Raw genomic sequence first — 23,257 nt, forward strand, 5'->3', positions numbered from 1 at the left:
TCATTCTCTGGCTATTCAAGCTCACGCTTTTGGGATCAGAAATAGGCAATAGTGTTGCTATTTGTTAATCCACCCCCATAACCTTAAGTAATAAAGCGAACGATTAGGCACATCAATGCAACAACAAGATCAATCCAGAGCTAAGAGCAAAAACTTAGGTATTCTATTAGAACTGGTTAACTTCATTCGCCCTTACCAAGCCAAAGTATTTGCCGCTCTGGTAGCACTCATCTTCACCGCAGGCCTCACTCTGTCTGTTGGTCATGGGGTTCGAATCTTAATTGACCAAGGCTTTGCTCAGCAATCACTGCAAGACTTGGGTAATGCGATTCAATTTATCATGTTGGTCACCGTGTGCATTTCCATTGGCACCTTTTTTAGATTCTATTTAGTTTCTTCTGTTGGTGAACGCGTCAGCGCAGATATTCGCCTCGCGGTATTCAATCACATCATTACCCTGCATCCGAGTTATTTTGAGACCAACGGCAGCGGCGATATCATGTCTCGAATCACCACGGATACGACGCTATTGCAAAGTATCATTGGTTCTTCTTTTTCTATGGCAATGCGCAGTGCGCTAATGTGTATTGGTGCGATTATCATGCTGTTTGCCACCAACATTAAGTTGACGCTCATTGTGTTAGCATCGGTTCCGTTTATTTTGATTCCCATCTTGTTCTACGGGCGTCGTGTAAGAGCACTCTCACGTCAAAGCCAAGACTCTATGGCGGACGTAGGCAGCTACGCAGGCGAAGCGATTGAACATATCAAAACGGTCCAAAGTTACAGTTTTGAGGCGCAAGAGCGTGCGGCTTTTGCTGAGGAAGTAGAACGAGCTTATGATATTGGACGTAGGCGCGTTAAGCAGCGCGCTATCTTGATTTCTGGCGTTATCGTCATTGTTTTTACTGCCATTGCTGGCATGCTTTGGGTTGGGGGCAGCGACGTGATCCACGGCACCATGTCAGCCGGTGACCTTGGTGCTTTTGTATTCTACGCAATTATGGTGGCTTCTTCTTTAGCGACCATTTCAGAAGTCTTAGGTGAGTTGCAACGCGCTGCTGGCGCAACCGAGCGCTTGGTAGAAATCCTGCAAGTTGACAGCCATATCAAGGCGCCTGATAGCATTTTCAATGCTACCAATACGCTGCGATCTGAAGTTACGTTTGACGATGTAACCTTCCACTACCCTTCCCGACCTTCTCAATCTGCCACTGAACGGTTAACCCTCAAAGCAGACGAAGGTAAAGTACTTGCACTCGTTGGGCCGTCTGGAGCAGGTAAAACAACGGTATTTGAGCTTTTGCAGCGTTTCTACGACCCTCAAGCCGGACAAGTGAAGTTAGGTAACGTCGATATTCGAGAGTTTGACCCTCACGAACTTCGCAAGCAAATGGCCCTAGTTCCACAACAACCCGCTTTGTTTAGTCACGACGTCTTTCACAATATCCGTTACGGCAATCCAGAAGCGACCGATGAGCAAGTGATTGAAGCGGCGAAAAAAGCCCATGCCCATGATTTCATCATGCAGTTGCCAGATGGCTACCACAGCTTCTTAGGAGAAAGGGGCGTGCGACTTTCTGGAGGGCAACGCCAACGCATCGCTATTGCGCGCGCTATCCTCAAAGATCCAAAAATCCTTCTGCTTGATGAAGCCACAAGCGCCCTCGATAGCGAGAGTGAACATCATGTACAACAAGCATTAGAAGAGTTAATGGTCGGAAGAACCACTATCATCATCGCGCACCGTCTTTCAACCATTCAGCACGCAGACCAAATTGCGGTGTTAGACCATGGTCGTTTGGTCGATATTGGCGATCATCATTCGTTGCTAGAAAATTGCGAACTATATAAGCGTTTGGTGGAGTTACAGTTTAAACAGCCTGTCGTGAGATAATAGCGGCAGTTGTACAAATCATTAATGTAAAAGCCCTTGTTTGGTCAAATCCAAACAAGGGCATAGAAGTTTCTATTCGAGCCGCTACCAGTGGATATCTAGATCTTGGTTCAAGTTGTTTTGTATATCACCCCACTCGTCCATTAACTCAGAGGCTTTTCGGTGTGAAATCGGTTTAACCAGCGTTGAGCCAGCATGATCTTTCAGGTTGAGCGTATAGGTTTTAGCATTAAGGTCGGCCGTTATACTGTGGTATTCGTCAAGACACTGCTGTTTAGTTTTGTTAGGTCCCCATGCTAACGTCAAATCCGTTCCGTTAATATTCATGCAAACCGCAAGCGAGCTACAATCCATCGCATTCTCCTTGTCGTTAATGTAGTCACTCTATGAAGCTAGCCAAGTCTGGTCATTTCGCCAACACAAACTGTCAAATCTTGAGTGATCACTCATTAATACGCTGACATTTACAACACCCGTCACTGTAACTCTTCGACTCCCCTGCGCATTTCAGGATGGGCAAATTTCCAAAGAAAAATACCCAAACTCAAACCCTGTCATTCCTGCGAAGGCAGGAATCTACTGACAGCACCACTGAATCGTATGGTCCACTTCGCAAACTGAGTGACGAGGCTAGCTTATTATTACCCTATTCCTTGCCAGTAACATCAACCTCACAAATCACTGTGAGGTGGTTTGACCAACTTCTTCTAATCAGCATAGTGTCTATGAAAATGGGCTCTTACCAACTTAGCCAACTAGTTCGAATAGGCCGTCTTATTTCCATTTTTTAACCTACCGAAGAAACGTGTTCTCTGTTAGAGTCACCGTCAACTACGCTATTGAATAAAGACACCCACAGATCGCATGTAATTGATGGATTTTTATTCACCCTTAGAACTCATTTTAGGAATCCCTAGTGACTAACAACGAAATTTTACGTCGTATCCAACACGCGTTAAACCTTAAAAACGCACAGATAATGAAAGCTTTCGGGCAGGCCGAAGTCACTGTGGCTCACGATAAAGTGGCAAACTGGTTAAGAGATGAAAGCGACAAATCTTGCGTTAAGATGAAGGATCAAGAGTTGGCGGTATTCTTAAATGGCTTTATTAACCTCAAGCGAGGAAAAAAAGACGGCGAGCAACCTAAGCCAGAAGTCGCGTTGACCAACAACATGATTCTCATGAAGCTGCGCATTGCGCTAGACATGAAAGCAGAAGATGTGTTGGACGTGTTAGAAGTGGTTGGTATTAGTTTAAGTAAATACGAAATTGGTGCGTATTTCCGCAAGCCAAACAACAAAAACTACAAACAGTGTGAAGACCAATTGCTGTGCGACTTCTTAAATGGTGTGCAGTTTACCAATCGTCCCGATTCTGAAGAGTTTACTGGGTAATTTTTATCTCGAATCGAACGCGGTAATTGATTCAAAAAGCGAGAACCATTTCATTTTGGCTACTCGCTTTTATCATGTTAAGGACCAATACTAGAGCTTCACAATAACGTCTACTCCTTGTCTTTCTTCAGTAGATACCTATCAAACCACGCTGAAATCTGGTCAGCTTTTAGAATCAAGACACACACCGACCCCTATGACCCTACCAAGATAAACCCAAGCTAAAACCTTAAGCCAGTTAGGGGCCTCTATTCTGTTCAAGCTATTCCAGACATCTTGTAGTGATTCACTAAAACTGGCCACGTATATAGAGTTTTTCCATACTTTTGGTCATGCGAGCAGGGTCACGACTGACGACATGGGTAACACGAATTTGCCCCAAACCTTCTCAGAACCGGCAAACGGAACACCTGAGCAGTACACCAATAGACCAAGTTAATCTAATCCGTACTTTTATCTCTCGTACGGGATTTTTCCGTATTTCAATCCCACAACTAGATGCCGATTCACATAACAGGTTGATACTATTTGAGTTTCATAATAAATGGCAGCAACATAGACGAAATGCAAAGACGGAAAAAGTCCGTTTATAAAGCGTTATATGAACTTAATAGACCTTGTAATTAGCTTAAGATGATAATGTTACAAGTTGCATATTATTTGCGAGTAATATCACTCTTTTAGTCTTAGAACTTCTTTAGACTAATCATTCACTAATGGAAGAAGTGGAAGATTAGTTATGAAATATTGTCTTATGATGCTGGTAGCTATCTTTACAGGAACTCTATATGCACAGCCAGTAAGTCTTGTTGGTAAAGTTGAGTTGTCTCATAGTGGTAGAACGGATAGCTGTGGTTGCCATTACAATCGAAAAACTGGCGAATATCATTGTCATACTAGGAAGCAACGCGGTGGTAGTTGTCCGCCATAGCGGCACTTTGAACTTCGTAAATACATGTGAGTTAGCTTAGAGTTAATCGTTCATATAACAAATTGCTCAAACGGACGCGTATCGTTCGTCACTTTTGGTTTGAAGTTCAGAGTACTTGGTAAGGTTGGTCGTAAGCGCCGTTTAACAAAGCGTTAGTTGTACTTGTTTGCGTTGTGAAAACGGATAGGTTTATGTTTAAAACAATTACAGATGCCCAGCTAGATGAAGCTCAAGAAATCCTAGGTTTTGAATTTCCAGATGAATACACAGAGTTCATTAAATCTGGTTATGACCCAGGCGATGCGCCTATTGAAGCGTTAGACATATTGGATCCTCCCAGCTTTGCGAACATTTTCGAGACATTAAAAATGCTCGCGAGTATTACGATTTACCAGAGGAACTATTACCCATATGCGAAGATAACTATGACTATTACTGTTTAAACCTCAGCGGTGAAGTAGTGTTTTGGTCACACAACGGAGTAACAGGTGAGAAATGGGCAAATGTAGCAGATTGGCGAGCGCAAGTGACCGCGGAGTCTGAGGAGTAAACGTAAAACTAAAGGCCTAATGTTGGTGGCTATCTGAAAGGAAAAATCGCTACCTCGATAGCTAAGAAGTTCCGATGTAGGCAGCGAAATTTTATAGGTGAGCGCTGTGACCAATTAAAACTTGAAACCTATCGCCTTGAACGCTCAATGAAGCTATTTGAAGACGTTACCTAGTAATATCCAGCTCTGCCGTTGGTCATTTAACTTGTCACGTTCGTCATCTCTAAACAAAAAAAGCGACTTTACTCGAAAGCCGCCATAAACTCGTAATATACCTCGTGCTTAAAACGGGGGGCGTCAGCACAACAAGAGCAAAACATTCCAGTTAGAACAGATCTTTCAACCTCTCATAGAGTTGACGATAAGTATCGCGTTTGACCGACAACGCTTTGGTTCTTTCCGCTTGAGGCTGATGCACCGCCACTAATTCAGGTACTGGACAAACGTCCGAAATCGTCGCGCCATGTTCAGTTCCAAGGCGCGCCAGTCTAGCAGCACCCAATGCAGGGCCGACTTCTCCGCCAGAGCGATAAACAAGCTTCATGTCAAAAATATCCGTCAGCATCTGACGCCAATATGCACTTCGAGCGCCTCCGCCAATTAGTGAAACTTCTTCTGGAGTTAATCCGGTTTGATGTAGTGCATCTAAGCCATCGGCAAGCGCAAAACCTACGCCTTCCAGCACCGCTTGGGCAATATCAGCCTTTGAGGTTTCGTGCGTCATTCCAAAAAAGACACCTTTCGCTTTAGGGTCGTTATGTGGCGTGCGTTCACCAGAAAGATGAGGCAAGAAGATAACTTTTGACTCTGGATTCGCATTAACTTCTACGTCATTGAGCATGGTCCCTACATCGGGTTGTCCTGTCAGTTTTGCTACCCAATCTAAGCACGATGCAGCACTTAAGATTACCGACATAGTGTGCCAAGTTTTCGGCAAAGCATGACAGAAGCTATGCAATGCAGAGTCAGGGTTAGCTAAGAAGCCATCACTCACCGCAAAGTAGACGCCAGACGTGCCAAGAGACAACATCGCCTGTTTTGGTTCAGTGATCCCCACCCCAACAGCACCTGCCGCATTATCACCCGCACCTGCTACTATAGGAACACATTTCATACCCCATCGTTTTGCAAATTCAGCTATCAGGTTACCCGTCACTTCACTGCCTTCATAAAGTGTTGGCATCTGCTCTCGATTTAAACCTGTGGCGTGCAACAGTTCATCATTCCAGCTTCGAGTTGCGACATCTAGCCACAAAGTACCTGCCGAGTCCGACATATCCGACGCGAAATCACCAGACAACTTGTAGCGCAAATAATCTTTAGGCAACAGAACCTTGGCAATTTTGGCGAACACATCAGGTTCATGATTCTGTACCCACTTCACCTTTGGCGCAGTGAATCCGGGCATCATGATATTGCCTGTTATCTCGCGCGAATTTGGAACAAGTTTTTCAAGTTGTTCGCACTCCGCAAAACAGCGGCCGTCATTCCATAAAATTGCTGGGCGAAGCACTTCGCCTTGACCATCAAGCAGAGTGGCACCATGCATTTGCCCTGATAAACCGATGGCCTCAACTTTGGATAAATCAACTTGTTCACTCAGCTTATCCATCGCATCACATGTTGCATCCCACCAGCGATTCGGCTCTTGTTCAGACCACAACTCATAAGGGCGTGAAACCGTCAAGGGTTGAGTTTGAGATGCAAGGATTTTATCGTGGCAGTCTAGGAGGATGACCTTTACTCCAGACGTCCCTAAATCAATACCAATGTACATACGTTCTCTACCTCTCTAACGTTTCTGCTTAGTAGCGCTATCCATCCACACCGCAAGCAATAGAATCGAACCCTTCACTATGTACTGCCAGAACGTGGGTACATCCATCATACTCATACCGTTATCTAACGATGCCATAATGAATGCACCAATCACTGCGCCAATAACAGTACCAACGCCACCGGCCAAGCTCGCACCGCCAATAACACACGCAGCAATCGCATCTAGTTCAGCGATATTACCCGCCGAAGGAGAGCCTGCACCTAAACGTGAACTGAGGATTAGAGCAGCTACCGCGACCAAGAATCCGTTCATTGCAAAGACAGCTAGTTTAGTTTTCTCTACATCAATACCAGATAAGCGTGATGCATCAATGTTACCACCAATCGCATAGATACGGCGTCCAAAACGGGTTTTCAAACCAATGAACGACCCTACAACAAGGAAAGCAGTCAGTAATAAAACAGGTGTAGGCACGCCACGATAATCGTTTAGCAGCAGAATGATGCTCAATACTGCAATACCCAAAATGGTATTCTTCATTAAAGAAATTTGTGTGGCAGGAACTGGTAAATCGTACTTGACTCGCTGAGTGTTGCGTTTTTTCTGCCAACCAAAGTATATCGCCAAACAGCCGACACCCATCGCCAAGCTAACCATATTAGGTAAATAGCTTTGACCAATAATCGACATCGCATCAGAAGTTGGTGCAACCGTAGTACCATCAGTAATACCTATTAAGATTCCTCTAAAAGCCAACATACCGGCGAGCGTTACGATAAACGAAGGAACTTTACGATAGGCAACCCACCAACCACTCCATGTGCCAAGCAGCAAGCCAGCAGCAAGGGTAAAGATGATTGTCACGACCAAGGGCAACCCTAGCCAAACATCGAGAATCGCCGCAACACCTCCAAGTAAACCCATCATAGAGCCAACGGAGAGATCAATTTCACCGCTGATGATGACAAAAACCATACCGATAGCAAGAATACCCGTGATGGCAGTTTGACGGAAAAGGTTGGAGATATTTCGTGGAGTGAGGTAACTCCAATCAGTCATCACACTGAAAAAAAGCATAATAATCAGTATTGCCGCAGCCATAACCAGCAACTGCACGTTCATCTGCTTGAGTTGATGAACTAACCCACCCTCTGGTTTTTTATTGAGTAATGTTGAATGTTCCATCATGCTACCTCTCCTTCAGATAAAGCGCAGTCCAAAATAATTTCTTGTGTAAGATTCTCGTTAACTAAGTCGCCTTTGATTTCCCCTTCATGCATCACTAATACGCGATCACTGATGCCAAGCACTTCAGGAAGCTCAGAGGAAACCATAATGATGCTGATGCCTTGTTTTACTAGGCTAAACATCAACTTGTAAATTTCATACTTGGCACCGACATCAATGCCACGTGTTGGCTCGTCAAGAATAAGTACTGTCGGTTTAACCATGAGAAAACGTGCAAGAATTGCTTTTTGCTGATTTCCTCCAGAAAGGTTTTTAATTGCTAATTCAGCATTCGGCGTTTTAACAGTAAGGCGTTTAATCGAATCCTCAATTGCATTCGCTTCTAGCGTGTCATTGATCACGCCTTGACGAGTGAAGGTATCGATCGCTGATAGAGATATATTGGCTCCCACGCCCATGATTGGCACAATACCGTTACGTTTCCTATCTTCAGGTACCATTGCGATACCACAGCTCAAGGCATCTCTGCTATTTGAAATAAGTAGTTGTTCGCCATGCAGAAAATACTCACCTTGATATTTGCCCTGATAGCACCCATACAGGCATTCCATCAACTCTGTACGGCCTGCGCCAACCAGTCCAGAAACACCTAGTATCTCGCCTTTGCGCAATTTAAAGCTGGCGTCTCTAACTTTAGGGATAGATGAGTTAGATTTATCCCATGCGTTTACCTTTTTAACCTCCAGAACAACTTCACCAATATCATGCTCTTCTCTAGGAAAAAGTTGTTTCATTTCTCGACCAACCATCATAGTTATGATGTCATCCGTGGACATTTCTGACGCAAGACGAGTGCCAATATGCTGTCCATCACGAATCACACAGATATGATCAGAGATCTCCTTAACTTCCCCCAATTTATGAGAGATATAAATACAGGCCACACCACTAGATCTAAGCTCTTTGACCAGCGAGAGAAGAATCTCTGTTTCTGATTCCGTTAGCGGGGCCGTTGGTTCATCCAATACAAGTAGTTGTGCATCTTTGGACAACGCCTTCGCTATCTCTACCAACTGCTGTTGACCAACGCCGAGATCACCAACGATCGTTTCTGGTGAAACATCTAATCGTACTTTTTTAAGTAGTTTCTTCGCTTCCAAATGCATCAATTCATAGTCCATGATGCCGTGGGTACATAACTCAGAGCCTAAAAAGAGGTTCTCTAATATACTGAGCTCTTTAACCAGCGTGAGCTCTTGGTGAATAATCGCAATACCTAGCGACTCTGTATCAGAGATTTTGGTCGGCTTGATTGATTGACCTTTATAGATGATTTCACCTTCGTAATCACCATGAGGATAAATACCGCAAAGAACCTTCATCAGCGTCGATTTTCCGGAACCATTTTCTCCACAAAGAGACAGCACTTCGCCCTCTTCTAGATGAATACTCACACCGTCCAACGCCTTCACTGCACCGAATCTCTTAACGATGCTGCGCATTTCCAGTAGTATGGACATAGTCACTCCTCAGTTGAGCTGGCACTGGCAAGACCGCCTCGCCAGCACCTGTTCAAATTAACGGTAAACTTCTTGTTCAGAATGGAATTTGTCAGCAATAACCGTGGTTTTCAGATTGGTTCTAGTCACTGCAACTGGCTCTAGTAGCCAAGAAGGAACATCTTTCACACCGTTGTTAAGGCTGGCATTACTCGCAGGTGTTTTCTGTTGTCCTAGTTCGACTGCAATTTCTGCGGCCCGTGTTGCTAACGCGGTAATTGGCTTGTAGACCGTCATTGTCTGAGTACCATCAACAATTCGGCGAACAGCTGCTAAATCAGCATCTTGACCAGAGATAAGAACTTTACCAGCTAGACCTTGAGCATCTAACGCTTGAATTGCACCGCCTGCGGTAGCATCATTTGATGCGACTACTACGTCAATGTCATTGTGGTTAGCAGTCAATGCGTTTTCCATAATTTTTAGTGCGTTTTCAGCTAGCCATGAATCTACCCACTGGTCACCCACAACTTCTACGGCACCAGAGTCAATTTTTGGTTGAAGAATGTTCATCTGTCCCTGACGGAATAGCTTGGCATTGTTGTCGGTTGGGGCACCGCCCATTAGGAAGTATTTACCGCTAGGTTTTGCGTCAACTAGAGATTGAGCCTGCATTTCGCCTACTTTTTCATTATCAAATGACAAGTAGAAGTCAATGTCCGCATTGCTGATTAATCGGTCATAAGCCAAAACATTAATGCCATCACGCTTTGCTTCCTTAATAACGTTTGAAAGAACTTCACCGTTAGTCGGAATAATCACTAATACATCAACACCACGTGAGATCATATTCTCAATCTGCGAGATTTGAGTTTGCTCATTACCATTCGCAGACTGAACGTACACTTTAGCGCCCAATGACTCTGCCTTATCCACAAATATGTCACGGTCTTTTTGCCAACGCTCTAGGCGTAAATCATCAATTACCATCCCAACTTTAATATCCTTTGCAAAAGTTGGTCCGCTAAGTGCTATTAGAGCAGTACATAGAAGTGTTATTAATTTTTTCATTTCACTATCCTTTGTATCACGTTCATGTAGGGTTAGTTGCTTAATTCACAACTTGAGAAAAACTATACAATAAGAATCCAAGCCTTTCTTTTGACAGATTTAATAACGTATTTATGTTTTTTCATTAACTATTATTTTTGTGACCCAGGCAGCCTTAAAACAATCAAATCACATGAAGATAAAATATAAAATAATATAAAATAATATAAAATTCATACACTTAAGATATTTTCAAAATATGACCAGATAATAGTTTGAGATCTAACTCACACAAACAAAATAGATAAAAACCATTACAAAAAATCGTAATTGAACCAATAAAACAAAACATAAAGAATGAAATGGAAAGCTTAAATACATTCATTGGGAGTTATCTTTATGACACAGTACTTCAAAGGTATAGAAAACATTAAGTATGAGGGAAGCGCTTCTGATAACCCTCTTTCATTTAAATATTATGATGCAGACAAAATGGTGCTCGGCAAATCAATGAAAGAGCACCTAAGATTTGCCGCTTGTTATTGGCATAACTTCTGTTGGCCAGGTTCAGATGTATTTGGTTCCGGCACCTATGATCGTCAATGGATGAAAGGTGGCGACCCGATGGAAATGGCAAGAATGAAAGCAGACGCTGCATTTGAATTTTTCACTAAATTAGGCGTGCCTTATTACTGTTTCCACGACGCAGATGTTTCACCAGAGGGTCGTAATATTAAAGAGTACGTCAATAATTTCGCTGAAATGATTGACTACTTGGAAAAGAAACAGCAAGAAACAGGTATGAAGCTATTGTGGAGCACCGCAAATGCCTTCTCAAACCCAAGATATATGGCTGGTGCAGCGACCAACCCTGATCCAAAAGTATTTGCTTACGCGGCAACTCAGATCTTCAACGCAATGGGTGCAGCAAAACGTTTAGGTGCTGAGAACTACGTATTGTGGGGCGGACGCGAGGGCTATGAAACGCTACTCAATACTGACTTGCGCCAAGAGCGTGAACAGCTAGGCCGAATGATGCAGATGGTTGTTGAACACAAACATAAAATTGGATTCAACGGTACAATCTTAATTGAGCCAAAACCACAAGAGCCAACTAAGCATCAGTACGACTACGACACTGCAACTGTCTATGGTTTCCTTAAACAGTTTGGTCTTGAAAAAGAGGTCAAAGTTAATATTGAGGCCAACCACGCAACGTTGGCTGGGCATAGCTTCCAACACGAAGTAGCTACGGCGACGTCACTAGGGCTGTTTGGCTCTATTGATGCAAACCGAGGCGACCCTCAACTAGGGTGGGATACAGACCAGTTCCCTTCAAGTGTCGAAGAGAATACGTTAATCATGTACGAGATCCTTAAAGCGGGTGGATTCACGACCGGCGGATTGAACTTCGATGCGAAGTTGCGTCGTCCATCTATAGATTCAGTCGATCTGTTCCACGGCCACATAGGTGGTATGGATACGATGGCGCTTTCACTTACCCGTGCAGCAAGAATGATCGAGAACGACAAACTGTCACAAAACATTGCTCAACGTTATGCTGGCTGGAACGACGGATTGGGTAGAAAAATCCTCGCTGGTGATATGAGCCTTGAAGCAGTAGCAAACTTCGCGCTAGATAACGACATTGAACCCACAGTCGAGTCTGGCCGCCAGGAGTACCTTGAAAACATCGTCAACCGAGTAATTTTCGAATAATTCTCGCCACTACCTCACAGTAGAGCCCACCTTTGTGAGCTCTACTATTGTGAAGCCCATCCCAACCATTTTCTTTAACTGAGTTTCGAGTCAAAGTCATCACTCTCTATAAATTATACAATTAGTTGAAATTCAATCGGTTTATCTAAGATATGGACAAACGTTTTCGAATAACACTCCTGTTTAATGCGAATAAAGTTTATGACCGCCAAGTAATAGAAGGTGTGGGTGAATACCTCCAAGCTTCCCAGTGCGAATGGGATATTTTTCTGGAAGAGGACTTTATCACCCACCTAGAGCACTTTGACGAGTGGGAAGGAGATGGCATTATTGCCGACTTTGATAACCCTGAGATCGCTGAAAGGTTAGCTTCTGTTGATGTTCCTATCGTTGCGGTTGGAGGTTCATATCAAGATCAAACTAAATACCCCGATATCCCCTACATTGCCACAGACAACTACGCACTGGTCGAGCTTGCTTTTCAACACCTAAAAGACAAGGGACTCGAAAACTTCGCTTTTTATGGCATTCCATCAAACTCATGGAAATGCTGGGCTAAAGAGCGTGAAATGGCGTTCACTTCGATTGCCCAAAAGGCGGGTTATCAAGGGGCTGTTTTCCACGGAGCTGAAACCTCCTCCAAAACTTGGCAATATGATATGAACCGCCTAGCTGACTGGCTTCAAATGCTTCCGACTCCAGTGGGAATTATTGCGGTTACAGACTCTAGGGCCAGACACATACTACAAATTTGTGAACAACTAGGGCTAATGGTACCTGACAAGGTGTCCGTCATCGGAATTGATAACGAAGAGCTGGCAAGGTATCTCACCCGTGTATCCCTCAGCTCCGTTGGGCAGGGTTGTAAAGAAATGGGATATCGAGCAGCTAAACTTCTTCATAAAATGCTCGATGGAGAAAAGAGCTATTCAAGCAACCTAGCCAGACAACTAATCCCTCCAACACGAGTTTATGAGCGTCAAAGTAGCGATTTCAAAGCACTCAAAGACCCTTATGTTATCCAAGCAATGCATTACATTAGGCACAATGCATGTAAAGGCATCAAGGTTGATCAAGTATTGACGTATGTCGGCATTTCTCGCTCAAATATGGAAAATCGCTTTAAACTCGAACGTGGTCACTCCATTCACCAAGAGCTCCACAACGCCAAATTGAACAGAGCTTGCCAACTGCTGATTTCAACCTCGCTTCCCATTGCCGAGATATCCGAGCTATGTGGTTACCCATCACTTCAATATATGTACTCGGTGTTCAAGAAGAACCTTAACCAGACGCCGAAAGATTATCGCAGCGATGAGGTGAACTGAATTGACAGCCGAACTATTTGCTTAACTTATAGGCATCCACTCCATTAAAACGGTCAAACAGCTGTTCTTGAACGTCTTCGTTAGGGCTAACTCCCTCATAACTGGAAGTAATTCGATAACGTTTTTACCTGGTTGAATAGAAGGATGAACCAGTAAAATTGGATAATTTATTAAGCGATATTCTTATCTAAAAAGTTATCTGCTTGGCAATAATTTAAGTGATTACTCTAAGTAACTTCTGTCCAAAAGCTTCTTAGAAATTGCTCACAAAGTTCATTGTCAGGCGACAATTCTCTGAAATACCCAAAATAATAGTGGGAAAAGTAAGACCCGATCCCATTGATTCTTGTTAAAGCACTGCCAGTACATGTGACCAGAGCTTCGTGCTCTCGGCCTTTCATAGCAACATTTTGAGTAACTTTTTCTGACCATACTTCGTTAACGCCCTATAGATTGTTCGTTGTGGAAATTATTCTATAAAACGCAACGCGATATGAATGTTGTGCCATACTAACTCTCAAACGCACTATCGAAGTATGAGCTGTCATTTTCACTACTAGTTATTTACAGAGGTCATACCATGTTTCCATCACCTTTATTACTATCTCGACAGTTATTACAGCAGTCTAAAAACCTAGTTACACCAACTCAACTGTGTAATGCTTTAGCCGTTATCGACAAAACCTCTACCGCTCTCGTGCCGATGACAAACTATAAGCTTAATATTCCAGTCTGCGTGTTCCCTAGGAATATCTTTGAGCAGTATGTGAAATCCAACAGGACACTCGGAAGAAAAGACGGTGTTTTCTGGGTTACAGACCGCTGTACATTTGATAGCTTTGGCATAGGCCTGTCACACCTGAGAATAGAACGCTTATTGGGTATGGACCCAGGTTACTATCCAAGGGATCAAGACTTAATTATGGTCGTCATCGATAAAGCCGAAGAGGATGACTTTCGATTACCAAGTGGTAGTGAAGGTGGTGCGAATGATAACTGGCGAGAAGGTGGCTATGCTGGTTGGCCACATGCTGGTATGTCGACTCCAGAGAGGGTTGCTAGTTCGAGAAACAGTACGCTAGCCGAAATTAGCTCCGCTATGATGTTAGTGCAAGGGCAAGAAAATCCACTCGATGTATCATGTTCAATTGATGATGTATTCAGCCACTTTCAAAAATAGTGCTGTTTAGTCTACGAATCACGTAAAAGAACACATTTCCGAGCAAAGTACACACCTCCAACAAAAAAGCCCCTCTGATATTCAGAGAGGCTTATCTTTGGAACTCAGAAGTTATCTATTAGAGTTTGTCCCAAGCATCTGACCAATGCACCGTTTCACCCGCTGCATATGATGGGTTTGAGCACCAACCTGTATAAGGCCATGGTTTACATTGGTATAAGCCGCCATCAGAGCCAGTGACGATATCCCCTTCGGCGTAGGTCGCGTTAGGATCGTAAGCCGGATGTTCTCCCGGAGGAGGTGTTACTGATTCATCCACCACTTTAAATCCATGAGTCGCCACTTCCGAATTGCCGTCACCGTCTGTCGCCGTAGCTCTGAATACAAAGTTACCAGCTTCAATAGCTGACAATGTCACAGTTAACGTCGATTCGCCATTCACCTGCTGGGTTTGCTCGTATATCTTAGCGCTAGAGCTATCTTCAACTGTAACGGCAACAGAAGCAGATTCACTGGTTTTTATGACTGGGTTTAAAGTAACACTACCACCAGTCAAAGTGTACTGAGAGCTCAACCCATCGATAGTGAAGTCAAAACCTGGCGCTGGTGTTCCGCAACCATTATCATCCACTTTTCGCCATACTCCCCACTCCCCGGTAGTGCCTGGTTCATCACCACGAGTCCACCATTCAGCACGCCACGTTGAGCCATTATGAGAAACGAGATCTCCCTTAGAGTAGGTAGCGCTAACATCCCATGCGTTAGCACAAGAACTGCCATCAGCGACGGTTACCACACGATTTGCTGTAGTGGTTTGACTAGCACTGTCTGTTACTCGGTAAACTAAGTCGTATTTACCTAGTTTGTTTACATCCACGCTGCCTTCTACACGCACTTGAGAGGTTAAGTCACCATCTTCTGCGTCAATGGCTTTTACCCCTTGCATTGGATCAAAGCTGTCGCCCAATTTGATGGTAACGTCGGCGACGCCTTCAAACTCTGGAGCTAAGCTGTACACTTCCACATTACGGCTCTGTTTGGTCTCATTGCCATCACTGTCTGTCACACTATAAATCAATACATAAGTACCGATGGTGTTAGTGTCGACCGAGCCTTCAACAGAAATGCTATTGGTTAAGTCTCCATCTTCCTTGTCTTTTGCGGTCACACCTGCATAAGGGTCGAACGCATTACCATGACGCACACGAACATCAGATACACCACTAAATACGGGCTTACCTTCACTTGGTGGTGGCGGTGTTTGACCATGTATAAACGCACCGTAGTCGTTAATAAACTGTTCACCGTAAGCCTGACCTGAAGCGTTGGTGCCCATGTCCCAGTTTACTGACCATGTCATCACACCTCTCAGCGCCTGACCTTGAGCCTTTAGTTGGTTAAACGCGTTATAGAGGTCTTGAGGATCTTGGACAAAACCAGTCGCCGCAGCGTCAATATTGGCAGGAATACCAAATACTAATTTATCGTGCGGAATCTTGTGGAAACCTCGTGTTCCGTTAGCAAGAGAATCCGAGATGTAATAAATAAATTCTTGTTTCAAAGCGTCGTTGTTCTGAGCAATCCAACCAACGCCATCCACCCATATACCATCCCCACCTTGGTTATAAAACTGTGGGTTTATCCAATCGTAGTAGCCTTCTAGTCCGGTGATATACGGAACATATTTGCCACCTTCCGTTAAGTAAGGAAATTCAGGGGCCATCGTAATTAGGAAGTTCTTACCTTGCTGCTGGTAGTGCTCTTTTACTATACGTAGCGCAGCAGGAATGACAGTTTGGTTGTCTGAAGCGGTTACCGCCGACTGTTCTAAGTCGATGTCCAAACCATCAAAACCGAACTTGTCAGTCAGTCGAATGATCTCTTGTGCGAATGCTTGTTCATCACCTGTCTTTAATTCGACATGAGCATCAGCACCACCTAACGCGATCAACACTGCTCGGTTTTGCTGATTAAGCTTCTCAATTTGTGCGATAAATTCCGGTTCAGAAAGGCCAATAGCGGGGTCTAGTTTAAAAGTGGGAATACGGCCTTCGCTGGTGTTAAACACCTTCATAAATGAAACATTAACAACGTTGTACATGGGGTCAACATCATCCAACGTAATACAAGGCGAATTACCACCTTTATAGCCAGCGCCATCACACCAGTTATGCCAATAACCAACTACAACACCAGCTTCCGGGTTCACCATCTCATTCGCCGATGCTGCACTCGCAATACTGCCTAAACCTAGAGCCACAGCAAGATAGAGCGTTTTTTGCTTCATCATATTACCTCTTATTCATTCAATTTCATTACGGGATTCACTCAGCATTTAGATACAGCAACGCATTGAGTTCCGTAGGAATTATATGATTGAAGTAAGAAATTAATCACATGATATACATGTACTTTTTGTATAGATTTTCGATATCGTGATCTTAATTCACGATGAAAAATCAATAAGTGAATAATTCTAGACCAAGGTAATAAAATGAGGCATATAGGCGAAATTTGCTTATATTTTTATCAAAGAGTAAGAAGTTTCCACCAAGCAACCTATTAATAGTTTTCTCTAGAAAATAAGTGGCAATGGTCAACGTTTAAGTATGAAACTGCTTGTGTTCAACCAATCGGTAAGTGGGAGGTACTCTTTATTTCTTTTATCGACATATTCGACTGTAGCGCCGTGACACCTTTGACACGTCGCAACTCGCTAAGCCTGTCGTAGTATTGCTCAAGGCTTTGGGCAACTATTTGGACAATGTAATCGGCGCTGCCAGCAATGCAACTACACATAACCACCCACTCTACCAAACCCACAAATTCTTCAAACGGCTCTGTACTTTCAACATCGTGATTACCTAGCGTTACCAATGTAAAGCCTGACACTTGTAGGTTGAGTTTCTGTCGATTGAGAACCGTTGTGTAGTTGTCGATATAACCCGCTTCTTCAAGTCGTTTCCAACGCCTCCAACATGGCGTTTCACTCAAATTCACTCGTTCAGCAAGTTTATTATTACTAATTCGACCTTCACGTTGAATGATCCTCAGTATGGCAATATCTATATCATCCAACTCATATGTAGCGCTTTCTTTCTTATTCATAGTTAATTTGGAAATTTTCTGCTCAATATGAGTTCGATATTAACGTAAATGGCAATTCTATTTCTAGTGGTTTCGATAAGCTAAATAGTGACTGCAACATTACACTATCAGGGGATTTTATGAGTGCACAATTGCTCTTTGCGTTTATCGTTTTTTCATTTTCTATATCGATAGCACCTGGCGCTGGTAATATCGCGCTACTTAGTTTGTCGAGTCGGTATGGCTTTGTTGCTGTGTTACCTTTCATCGCAGGCAGTGCTTTAGGCGTCTCGATTATTCTTGTTGGCTCAAGTCTCGGACTGACTAACCTTTTGAACTCCGAACCAATGTTATACACAGCACTAAAAGTACTAGGGACCTGTTACCTACTTTATCTTGCTTGGTCGATTTCAACCCTCAAACTCAGCGATAGTGAGACGGACAAACAAACTGGCTTTTTCAGTGGTACGCTGGTTCAAATTCTGAACCCCAAGGCTTGGATTGCGTCTTTAACTCTACTGACGCAGTTTCTGCCTGGTCAAAACAGAGTTCTATCCGATGACGCGGTGATTATGGCTATTTTCATTGCAATTGGAGTGTCGTCTATGTGCATTTGGGCATACTGTGGTTCAGCACTCAATAAGCTACTGACATCGCCTAAATACTTCTTGTGGGTCAACCGTGGCCTTGGAGCAAGCTTAGGAGTTGTTGCCATTGTGATGGCTGGACAATCTATTTAACCTCAATACAAAACAGCCGTCCCTTGTTCAAGCAGGAGACGGCTGTCAGTTAGAGTGATATCGATTAGCTAACGGTTTTACTAAACCTCAAACTCAATGTCCAAGCAGCGAGCAGATAATTGCGTACACACTAACATTCATCCAACCGGCGGCTGGAATCGCACTCAACGGATTTGGTGCCAAGATCGCATGTAATGGCAGATAGAAAATGTCCGAAAAGAACTGGTCGACACCATAAAGCCCAAACATGGCTATCGGCATCCAGCGCAGTACATAGATTGCAATAAGTATAATCAATAATGGAGAGTTTACTTTTTGCGATATTGCCATAGCGCTAAGGGCCAATGGGAGCAAGAGTACTCCGGCAATCACCATTCTCAAGTAGAAGCCTACCCAACTAAACATAACCGCTAGTAAAGAAGACTGTTTATGTAACAATGCCAATTGATGATCGGTTGAAGTATTGAGCAACCACAACAGAAAATCGGCAAAAAACACCAATATTGAACACACCAGTGGAATCACTAGCAATCCAAAAGCTAACTTAACTAGGTGCGTTTTCACATCACTGACTGGCATACTACGCCAAAACATAATGCTGCCTTCAGTACGTTCTTTACGCAGTGTTCGTGGAAAATACTGAGTACCCAGCAGTATTGATAAAAGCCCCGCACCACCTGCAATCAGCATGTTGACGTCGTTAGCCATTTCTTTATGGATGTCACTCACGTCACCACTAAAGTTCATGTGAAAGAACATATTGTGCTGCAAGGTCGAACTGCTCATTAAGCTAATAAACAAAAGTAAACCACAAGCAAATAGGAATAACGGAACTCGCGTTACAAGCGGGTTCTCTATCCACTCTTTACGTAGCATTGCCATAATAGAACGCATTACACCGCCTCCTTTTGCAAAGCCAAAAATAAGTCTGCCAATTTCACGCCGTATACCGCCCCTAGCGTTTCTGCCTGTTCTGAAAATTGTGAGTGCAGCAACCACTTGGTGCTGCCTAGTCCTTTCTGAGAAGAGAGCGGCTTCATAGCTTCAATTTCAGCGCGATACTCATCGCTAGCATCTAGAATGAAGTAATCTTCGCTGATGGCTTCCATTGAGCTTTGCAGCACTGTACGCCCTTGTTTAAGAATCAACACATCGGTAAGTAGATGCTCGATTTCACTCACCTCGTGGCTGGCGATAATTAGTACTCGATCACCATCATGGAACCACTCTAGAAGGTGGCGGTAGAAAGTATCTCGATAAACCAAGTCGAGTCCTAATGTTGGTTCATCTAAAATCAGTATTTGGGTATTGGTCGCAATGACTACCGCTAGGTGCAATTGCACTTTCATACCTTTAGACAAAGCTTTGATTCGAGCACGTGGTTTGACGTCAGTTTGGCGCAGTAGTTCATCCGCTTTACTGCGGTCAAACCCTGTGTGCACCCCTTCGGTGTAATCCAATAACTGCGCCACGGTCATCCACCCAGGAAGCACATTAACATCCGAAATGTATGACAAGCTTTGCATGATCTTGTCACGCTGAGTTATCGGTTCGAATCCATTAATACGGATGGTTCCGTTGTAATCGTGTGCGCCGAGTAAGGCGTTAATGAGTGTCGATTTACCTGCACCGTTGTGTCCAAGCAAACCTAGTACCTGACCAGCCTGTAACTCAAAACTGATATCGTGCAAGCCTTCACCTTGCTTACTATATTGCTTGGATGCATTTTGCACACTGACTAAAGCGCTCATTGGTCACCTTTAATATGGGGTTTAATTTGCTGGACAAACTCGTCTAATGACATATCCAGACGCTGCAAAGTTACAGCAATTTGAGGGATTTGCTGTTCAAGAAAACGGGCTTTTTCATCAGCCAGTAATTTGTTTTTAGCCCCTATCGCCACAAACATGCCTTGGCCACGCTTCTTTTCTACTAGCCCTTCATCTACCAACAACTGATAACCTTTCATTACCGTTAAATGGTTAATCTTCATGTCTGCAGAGACATTACGAACTGACGGTAACGGCTCGCCTTCTTGCCATATACCTTGGAGTATTTGTTGAGTAATTTGATCAGCCAACTGACGGAAAATCGGTTGACGATCATGCCAATGCGTCATTAGCGCCCCTTGACTGAAATGGTGTTATATATATGTATAACACCTAAGCTAACAGATTGGAAGGTAATTGTTTTTCACATAGGATTAGTGAAAACAAAGCCCACCTTAGAAAGTGGGCTTTACTCAACTATTTGAGGTCTTGAAGTCGTCACACGGCGACTGTTTTCACCTTTAGACGATTCTTATTATCTCGATTGCTAATAACTTGTTGATGATCGTCGATCGGTCCTAACGACTTGGCCAAACGGTCATACAAGACAACATTGACGGTTGCCGCAAGATTCATGCAGCCATGGGTAGGCACATAAACCACATGGTCGGCTTTATCTACTAGTTCTTGTGGTAATGAGCCATCTTCAGGGCCAAATACATAAACGGCATTGTCTGGATGATTAAATGAAGGAAGCGACGTCGCGCCGACGGCGAACTCGACACAAACAACTGAAACGTTATCTGCGACGTCAGCCGTTAAGTCATTCATCTCAACCAACTCAATCCGTTCATGGGTGTTTTGCGTGTCCGTTTGAAATCTCACAGCTCGGCTATAACGGGTTCCGTTATAACGAACTTGGGTTGCGTTATAACACCCTGCTGCTCGCATTACGGCACCGACATTCGTTGGGCTCTTCGGATTGTGTAATCCGATAATGACGGTAGATTCTGTTGTCATTGATAGGGTTCTACTTGGTTTGTCAGATAATAAAAAGCGTACTTTGATGGCGCAGGATTATGCCATAGAAACGTTATTCGTGCTGTTTTTGGTGCGCGTCAATATCTAGTCACCGTTCAGAGTTAGGGGTCTTCCTACTACAACAATATCTTTCCTATACAACAAAAGTGGCACCCCAATTCATTTAAACCTCTATTGAGGTGTTTGCCTTTGTCATTAAGTATCATAAACTTATTAATTACCGTTAACTTTGATACTTTTTGACAGCCTGAAGTGTGAATGAAGGAATACACTTAACTTCGAACTCACACAAAGGGACACCACAATGAAAGTATTTACTCAGTCAGTATTAGCGCTAAGCCTGTTAGCCATGGGATCAGCACACGCCTTTGAATTAAAAAGTAATGATATTCAAGAAGGCCATCCAATGGCTAAAACCTTTGAATATAACAGTTGGGGTTGTGATGGTGGCAACCAGTCACCGCAACTGACATGGAGCGACGTTCCAGAGGGAACAAAGAGCTTTGCAATCACCGCCTATGACCCAGATGCCCCAACCGGCAGTGGTTTCTGGCATTGGATCGCCTTTAATATTCCAGCTTCTGTGACCGAGTTACCGCGAGGTGTGGACATCAAAAAACTAGGGGGGCAAGAGTCTCGAATCGATTATGGTAGTGTTGGATTTGGTGGTGCTTGCCCACCAAAGGCCGATGGTATGCATCGTTACCAATTTACCGTCTGGGCGTTGCCAACAGAGAAACTCGATCTTAATCAGGACACACCATCTGCGGTTATCGGCTTTACGCTTAATAATATGGCGATAGGCAAAGCAAAACTGACTGCTACTTATACACGCTAACTTATTCAAGGGGGAATGATGAACCATCCATACCAAGTAACGTTATTTCGAGCCGAACAACTTCAACGACTCAGAAATGTGCGGATTCATTCCCCTAGTATTATTCAAATCATTTCTGGCAGTAAGCGACTTTTTTGGAAAGACAATGCCATGGATGTGTCGCACTCTCAATTGCTGCTTTGCGAAGCCTCTGTATCACTCAGCTTTGAAAACCTACCACAGAAAGGACGATTTCTTTCCAGAGTATTCAGTTTCCACTGCTTACCTACACAATCCATGTTAGAGACAAGCAGAAATCGTAGCCAAGAAGACGACCTACCAATCTTAGAAGCGACAAACGCATTACAAGACATACTCAATGCTTTGTTTTCATTTGAACAACACCACATGAGTAACGCAACCCAGAATTTCTGGGTGATGGGGCTTTACCAACAATTAGCGGAATACGGCGCGTTGCATCAGTTGTTCTCTGACTCAGAGACTCGATTTAGTCAAAAACTGAGTCGCTATCTTTCTCATTCCCCAAGCGAAGAACATGCCCTAGAAACCGTCGCACAACATTTCGCTATGAGTCGTGCTACTCTGATTCGTCGGTTAAAACAAGAAGGTACACAGTATCGAGAAGTACTGGCAGAAGTGCGTTTAAACCATGCTCTGTTTTTAATCCAAAACGGCTCTTATAACGTCGCACTATTAGCCCAATCGTGTGGATATCAATCCGAGGGTCGATTCAGCCAACGCTTCAAAGGAAAATTTGGTTTATCACCTCGAGACTATATTAAGACAGTGGCAGTCTAAGCTTGCGAACAGAACCTATAACGTGATCCCATTAACCCTTTAATTTGTGGGGTAATGTTACCCTTCTTACGGTTATTTTTTGCGAGAGGGTAAATTCAAATGCAGCAGATCCTGATTATCGTCAATGATGCACCTTATGGTTCCGAGAAGCTCTTTAATGCCTTGCGACTCGCCATTCAACTCAATGAGCAAGACAGTCAGAACGTTAAGGTGAATCTATTTTTGCTTTCCGATGCTGTCACTGCAGTCTTACCAAGACAATCCCCGAACGAAGGCTACAACATACAACAAATGCTAGAGATAGTAATTGCCCAAGATAGTGAGGTCAAATTCTGCGGCTCTTGTATTCAGGCGCGTGGATTATCAGGACTTGATGTTATTGAAGGCTGTGAACTCGCCACAATGGATGATTTGGCAAATTGGGTATTAATGGCGGACAAAACAGTCAGTTTTTAGCTAGGTAATC

General features: G+C 43.7%; 22 protein-coding genes and 2 pseudogenes. 13 read left to right on the forward strand and 11 right to left on the reverse strand.

Annotation, left to right across the window (positions count from 1 at the left end):
• Positions 1–115 precede the first annotated feature (115 nt).
• Positions 116–1,897, forward strand: a complete 1,782-nt coding sequence (locus JKJ11_RS20200) for an ABC transporter ATP-binding protein/permease (protein WP_252039882.1) — start codon at positions 116–118, stop codon at positions 1,895–1,897.
• A gap of 84 nt (positions 1,898–1,981) precedes the next feature.
• Here the strand turns inward: JKJ11_RS20200 and JKJ11_RS20205 are convergent, their stop codons facing one another.
• Positions 1,982–2,251 carry a hypothetical protein gene (locus JKJ11_RS20205; RefSeq protein ID WP_006069509.1) on the reverse strand — a complete coding sequence of 90 codons (270 nt, stop codon included), beginning with the start codon at positions 2,249–2,251 and terminating at the stop codon, positions 1,982–1,984.
• Between the two features lie 562 nt (positions 2,252–2,813).
• Between JKJ11_RS20205 and JKJ11_RS20210 the strand changes: the two genes are divergently transcribed.
• The 5 genes and pseudogenes from JKJ11_RS20210 to JKJ11_RS26205 form a co-directional block, all read left to right on the forward strand.
• On the forward strand, positions 2,814–3,293 hold the full coding sequence (locus JKJ11_RS20210) for a YehS family protein (RefSeq protein ID WP_198559035.1): 480 nt from the start codon (positions 2,814–2,816) through the stop codon (positions 3,291–3,293).
• 739 nt (positions 3,294–4,032) lie between these two features.
• On the forward strand, positions 4,033–4,224 hold the full coding sequence (locus JKJ11_RS20215; RefSeq protein ID WP_252039884.1) for a YHYH domain-containing protein: 192 nt from the start codon (positions 4,033–4,035) through the stop codon (positions 4,222–4,224).
• A gap of 191 nt (positions 4,225–4,415) precedes the next feature.
• Complete coding sequence (locus JKJ11_RS20220; RefSeq protein ID WP_252039886.1) at positions 4,416–4,667, forward strand: SMI1/KNR4 family protein; 252 nt, start codon at positions 4,416–4,418, stop codon at positions 4,665–4,667.
• Complete coding sequence (locus JKJ11_RS20225) at positions 4,586–4,774, forward strand: SMI1/KNR4 family protein (RefSeq protein WP_252040018.1); 189 nt, start codon at positions 4,586–4,588, stop codon at positions 4,772–4,774. Before JKJ11_RS20220 ends, JKJ11_RS20225 begins: the two co-directional genes overlap by 82 nt.
• A gap of 18 nt (positions 4,775–4,792) precedes the next feature.
• Positions 4,793–4,876, forward strand: a pseudogene (locus JKJ11_RS26205) (IS200/IS605 family transposase); the annotation flags it as partial.
• Between the two features lie 223 nt (positions 4,877–5,099).
• Here JKJ11_RS26205 and xylB read toward each other — a convergent pair.
• The 4 genes from xylB to xylF are packed head-to-tail and all read right to left on the reverse strand — an operon-like array spanning position 5,100 to position 10,312.
• Positions 5,100–6,551, reverse strand: coding sequence for a xylulokinase (xylB, locus tag JKJ11_RS20230; RefSeq protein WP_198559038.1), 1,452 nt, complete (start codon positions 6,549–6,551; stop codon positions 5,100–5,102).
• Positions 6,552–6,566: 15 nt separating this feature from the next.
• The gene (locus tag JKJ11_RS20235; RefSeq protein WP_423250104.1) at positions 6,567–7,739 is read right to left on the reverse strand and encodes a sugar ABC transporter permease; all 1,173 of its coding nucleotides are present in this window, start codon (positions 7,737–7,739) and stop codon (positions 6,567–6,569) included.
• The gene (locus JKJ11_RS20240; protein ID WP_198559040.1) at positions 7,739–9,262 is read right to left on the reverse strand and encodes a xylose ABC transporter ATP-binding protein; all 1,524 of its coding nucleotides are present in this window, start codon (positions 9,260–9,262) and stop codon (positions 7,739–7,741) included. The genes JKJ11_RS20235 and JKJ11_RS20240 overlap by 1 nt, the downstream gene beginning before the upstream one ends.
• Before the next feature lie 57 nt (positions 9,263–9,319).
• Positions 9,320–10,312, reverse strand: a complete 993-nt coding sequence (xylF, locus tag JKJ11_RS20245; protein ID WP_236111835.1) for a D-xylose ABC transporter substrate-binding protein — start codon at positions 10,310–10,312, stop codon at positions 9,320–9,322.
• Between the two features lie 378 nt (positions 10,313–10,690).
• On the opposite strand from xylF, the gene xylA reads away from it, so the two are divergent.
• The 3 genes from xylA to JKJ11_RS20260 all read left to right on the forward strand — a co-directional run bounded on the left by xylA (position 10,691) and on the right by JKJ11_RS20260 (position 14,518).
• On the forward strand, positions 10,691–12,010 hold the full coding sequence (gene xylA, locus JKJ11_RS20250; RefSeq protein WP_198559042.1) for a xylose isomerase: 1,320 nt from the start codon (positions 10,691–10,693) through the stop codon (positions 12,008–12,010).
• 152 nt (positions 12,011–12,162) lie between these two features.
• On the forward strand, positions 12,163–13,338 hold the full coding sequence (locus JKJ11_RS20255; protein WP_198559043.1) for a XylR family transcriptional regulator: 1,176 nt from the start codon (positions 12,163–12,165) through the stop codon (positions 13,336–13,338).
• A 580-nt stretch (positions 13,339–13,918) separates the two neighbouring features.
• Positions 13,919–14,518, forward strand: coding sequence for a hypothetical protein (locus tag JKJ11_RS20260; protein WP_198559044.1), 600 nt, complete (start codon positions 13,919–13,921; stop codon positions 14,516–14,518).
• Between the two features lie 118 nt (positions 14,519–14,636).
• On the opposite strand, the gene JKJ11_RS20265 is transcribed toward JKJ11_RS20260, so the two are convergent.
• Both JKJ11_RS20265 and JKJ11_RS20270 read right to left on the reverse strand, forming a co-directional pair.
• On the reverse strand, positions 14,637–16,808 hold the full coding sequence (locus tag JKJ11_RS20265) for an immunoglobulin-like domain-containing protein (protein ID WP_252039888.1): 2,172 nt from the start codon (positions 16,806–16,808) through the stop codon (positions 14,637–14,639).
• Positions 16,809–17,143: 335 nt separating this feature from the next.
• The gene (locus JKJ11_RS20270; RefSeq protein ID WP_031494763.1) at positions 17,144–17,626 is read right to left on the reverse strand and encodes an Lrp/AsnC family transcriptional regulator; all 483 of its coding nucleotides are present in this window, start codon (positions 17,624–17,626) and stop codon (positions 17,144–17,146) included.
• A gap of 119 nt (positions 17,627–17,745) precedes the next feature.
• On the opposite strand from JKJ11_RS20270, the gene JKJ11_RS20275 reads away from it, so the two are divergent.
• Positions 17,746–18,345 (forward strand): LysE family translocator, encoded by a 600-nt coding sequence (locus JKJ11_RS20275; protein WP_198559046.1) that lies wholly within the window; start codon positions 17,746–17,748, stop codon positions 18,343–18,345.
• 64 nt (positions 18,346–18,409) lie between these two features.
• Here JKJ11_RS20275 and JKJ11_RS20280 read toward each other — a convergent pair.
• The 4 genes and pseudogenes from JKJ11_RS20280 to JKJ11_RS20295 form a co-directional block, all read right to left on the reverse strand.
• Positions 18,410–19,239, reverse strand: a pseudogene (locus tag JKJ11_RS20280) (hypothetical protein).
• Entirely contained in the window at positions 19,239–20,096 is an 858-nt protein-coding gene (locus JKJ11_RS20285; RefSeq protein WP_252039890.1) for an ABC transporter ATP-binding protein, read from the reverse strand. Before JKJ11_RS20285 ends, JKJ11_RS20280 begins: the two are co-directional and overlap by 1 nt.
• Complete coding sequence (locus JKJ11_RS20290) at positions 20,093–20,464, reverse strand: GntR family transcriptional regulator (protein ID WP_006069497.1); 372 nt, start codon at positions 20,462–20,464, stop codon at positions 20,093–20,095. Before JKJ11_RS20290 ends, JKJ11_RS20285 begins: the two co-directional genes overlap by 4 nt.
• Before the next feature lie 148 nt (positions 20,465–20,612).
• The gene (locus JKJ11_RS20295; RefSeq protein ID WP_006069496.1) at positions 20,613–21,134 is read right to left on the reverse strand and encodes an RNA methyltransferase; all 522 of its coding nucleotides are present in this window, start codon (positions 21,132–21,134) and stop codon (positions 20,613–20,615) included.
• Between the two features lie 325 nt (positions 21,135–21,459).
• Here JKJ11_RS20295 and JKJ11_RS20300 point away from each other — a divergent pair, with 325 nt between their 5' ends.
• The 3 genes from JKJ11_RS20300 to JKJ11_RS20310 all read left to right on the forward strand — a co-directional run bounded on the left by JKJ11_RS20300 (position 21,460) and on the right by JKJ11_RS20310 (position 23,247).
• Entirely contained in the window at positions 21,460–21,993 is a 534-nt protein-coding gene (locus tag JKJ11_RS20300) for a YbhB/YbcL family Raf kinase inhibitor-like protein (protein ID WP_062462218.1), read from the forward strand.
• 18 nt (positions 21,994–22,011) lie between these two features.
• Entirely contained in the window at positions 22,012–22,791 is a 780-nt protein-coding gene (locus tag JKJ11_RS20305) for a helix-turn-helix transcriptional regulator (protein ID WP_006069494.1), read from the forward strand.
• A 99-nt stretch (positions 22,792–22,890) separates the two neighbouring features.
• Positions 22,891–23,247, forward strand: coding sequence for a DsrE/DsrF/TusD sulfur relay family protein (locus JKJ11_RS20310; RefSeq protein WP_006069493.1), 357 nt, complete (start codon positions 22,891–22,893; stop codon positions 23,245–23,247).
• Positions 23,248–23,257: the final 10 nt, after the last annotated feature.

It is taken from the genome of Vibrio sp. SCSIO 43133, from assembly GCF_023716845.1.
In the GTDB taxonomy this organism is placed as follows: Bacteria; Pseudomonadota; Gammaproteobacteria; order Enterobacterales; family Vibrionaceae; genus Vibrio; species Vibrio mediterranei.

What these genes read in the sequence shown, in the direction of transcription:
- JKJ11_RS20200 (WP_252039882.1), top strand. Translation starts at nt 116, where the DNA reads ATGCAACAACAAGATCAATCCAGAGCTAAGAGCAAAAACTTAGGTATT.
- JKJ11_RS20205 (WP_006069509.1), bottom strand. Translation starts at nt 2,251, where the DNA reads ATGGATTGTAGCTCGCTTGCGGTTTGCATGAATATTAACGGAACGGAT.
- JKJ11_RS20215 (WP_252039884.1), top strand. Translation starts at nt 4,033, where the DNA reads ATGAAATATTGTCTTATGATGCTGGTAGCTATCTTTACAGGAACTCTA.
- JKJ11_RS20220 (WP_252039886.1), top strand. Translation starts at nt 4,416, where the DNA reads ATGTTTAAAACAATTACAGATGCCCAGCTAGATGAAGCTCAAGAAATC.
- xylB (WP_198559038.1), bottom strand. Translation starts at nt 6,551, where the DNA reads ATGTACATTGGTATTGATTTAGGGACGTCTGGAGTAAAGGTCATCCTC.
- JKJ11_RS20235 (WP_423250104.1), bottom strand. Translation starts at nt 7,739, where the DNA reads ATGGAACATTCAACATTACTCAATAAAAAACCAGAGGGTGGGTTAGTT.
- JKJ11_RS20240 (WP_198559040.1), bottom strand. Translation starts at nt 9,262, where the DNA reads ATGTCCATACTACTGGAAATGCGCAGCATCGTTAAGAGATTCGGTGCA.
- xylF (WP_236111835.1), bottom strand. Translation starts at nt 10,312, where the DNA reads ATGAAAAAATTAATAACACTTCTATGTACTGCTCTAATAGCACTTAGC.
- xylA (WP_198559042.1), top strand. Translation starts at nt 10,691, where the DNA reads ATGACACAGTACTTCAAAGGTATAGAAAACATTAAGTATGAGGGAAGC.
- JKJ11_RS20255 (WP_198559043.1), top strand. Translation starts at nt 12,163, where the DNA reads ATGGACAAACGTTTTCGAATAACACTCCTGTTTAATGCGAATAAAGTT.
- JKJ11_RS20260 (WP_198559044.1), top strand. Translation starts at nt 13,919, where the DNA reads ATGTTTCCATCACCTTTATTACTATCTCGACAGTTATTACAGCAGTCT.
- JKJ11_RS20265 (WP_252039888.1), bottom strand. Translation starts at nt 16,808, where the DNA reads ATGATGAAGCAAAAAACGCTCTATCTTGCTGTGGCTCTAGGTTTAGGC.
- JKJ11_RS20270 (WP_031494763.1), bottom strand. Translation starts at nt 17,626, where the DNA reads ATGAATAAGAAAGAAAGCGCTACATATGAGTTGGATGATATAGATATT.
- JKJ11_RS20275 (WP_198559046.1), top strand. Translation starts at nt 17,746, where the DNA reads ATGAGTGCACAATTGCTCTTTGCGTTTATCGTTTTTTCATTTTCTATA.
- JKJ11_RS20285 (WP_252039890.1), bottom strand. Translation starts at nt 20,096, where the DNA reads ATGAGCGCTTTAGTCAGTGTGCAAAATGCATCCAAGCAATATAGTAAG.
- JKJ11_RS20290 (WP_006069497.1), bottom strand. Translation starts at nt 20,464, where the DNA reads ATGACGCATTGGCATGATCGTCAACCGATTTTCCGTCAGTTGGCTGAT.
- JKJ11_RS20295 (WP_006069496.1), bottom strand. Translation starts at nt 21,134, where the DNA reads ATGACAACAGAATCTACCGTCATTATCGGATTACACAATCCGAAGAGC.
- JKJ11_RS20300 (WP_062462218.1), top strand. Translation starts at nt 21,460, where the DNA reads ATGAAAGTATTTACTCAGTCAGTATTAGCGCTAAGCCTGTTAGCCATG.
- JKJ11_RS20305 (WP_006069494.1), top strand. Translation starts at nt 22,012, where the DNA reads ATGAACCATCCATACCAAGTAACGTTATTTCGAGCCGAACAACTTCAA.
- JKJ11_RS20310 (WP_006069493.1), top strand. Translation starts at nt 22,891, where the DNA reads ATGCAGCAGATCCTGATTATCGTCAATGATGCACCTTATGGTTCCGAG.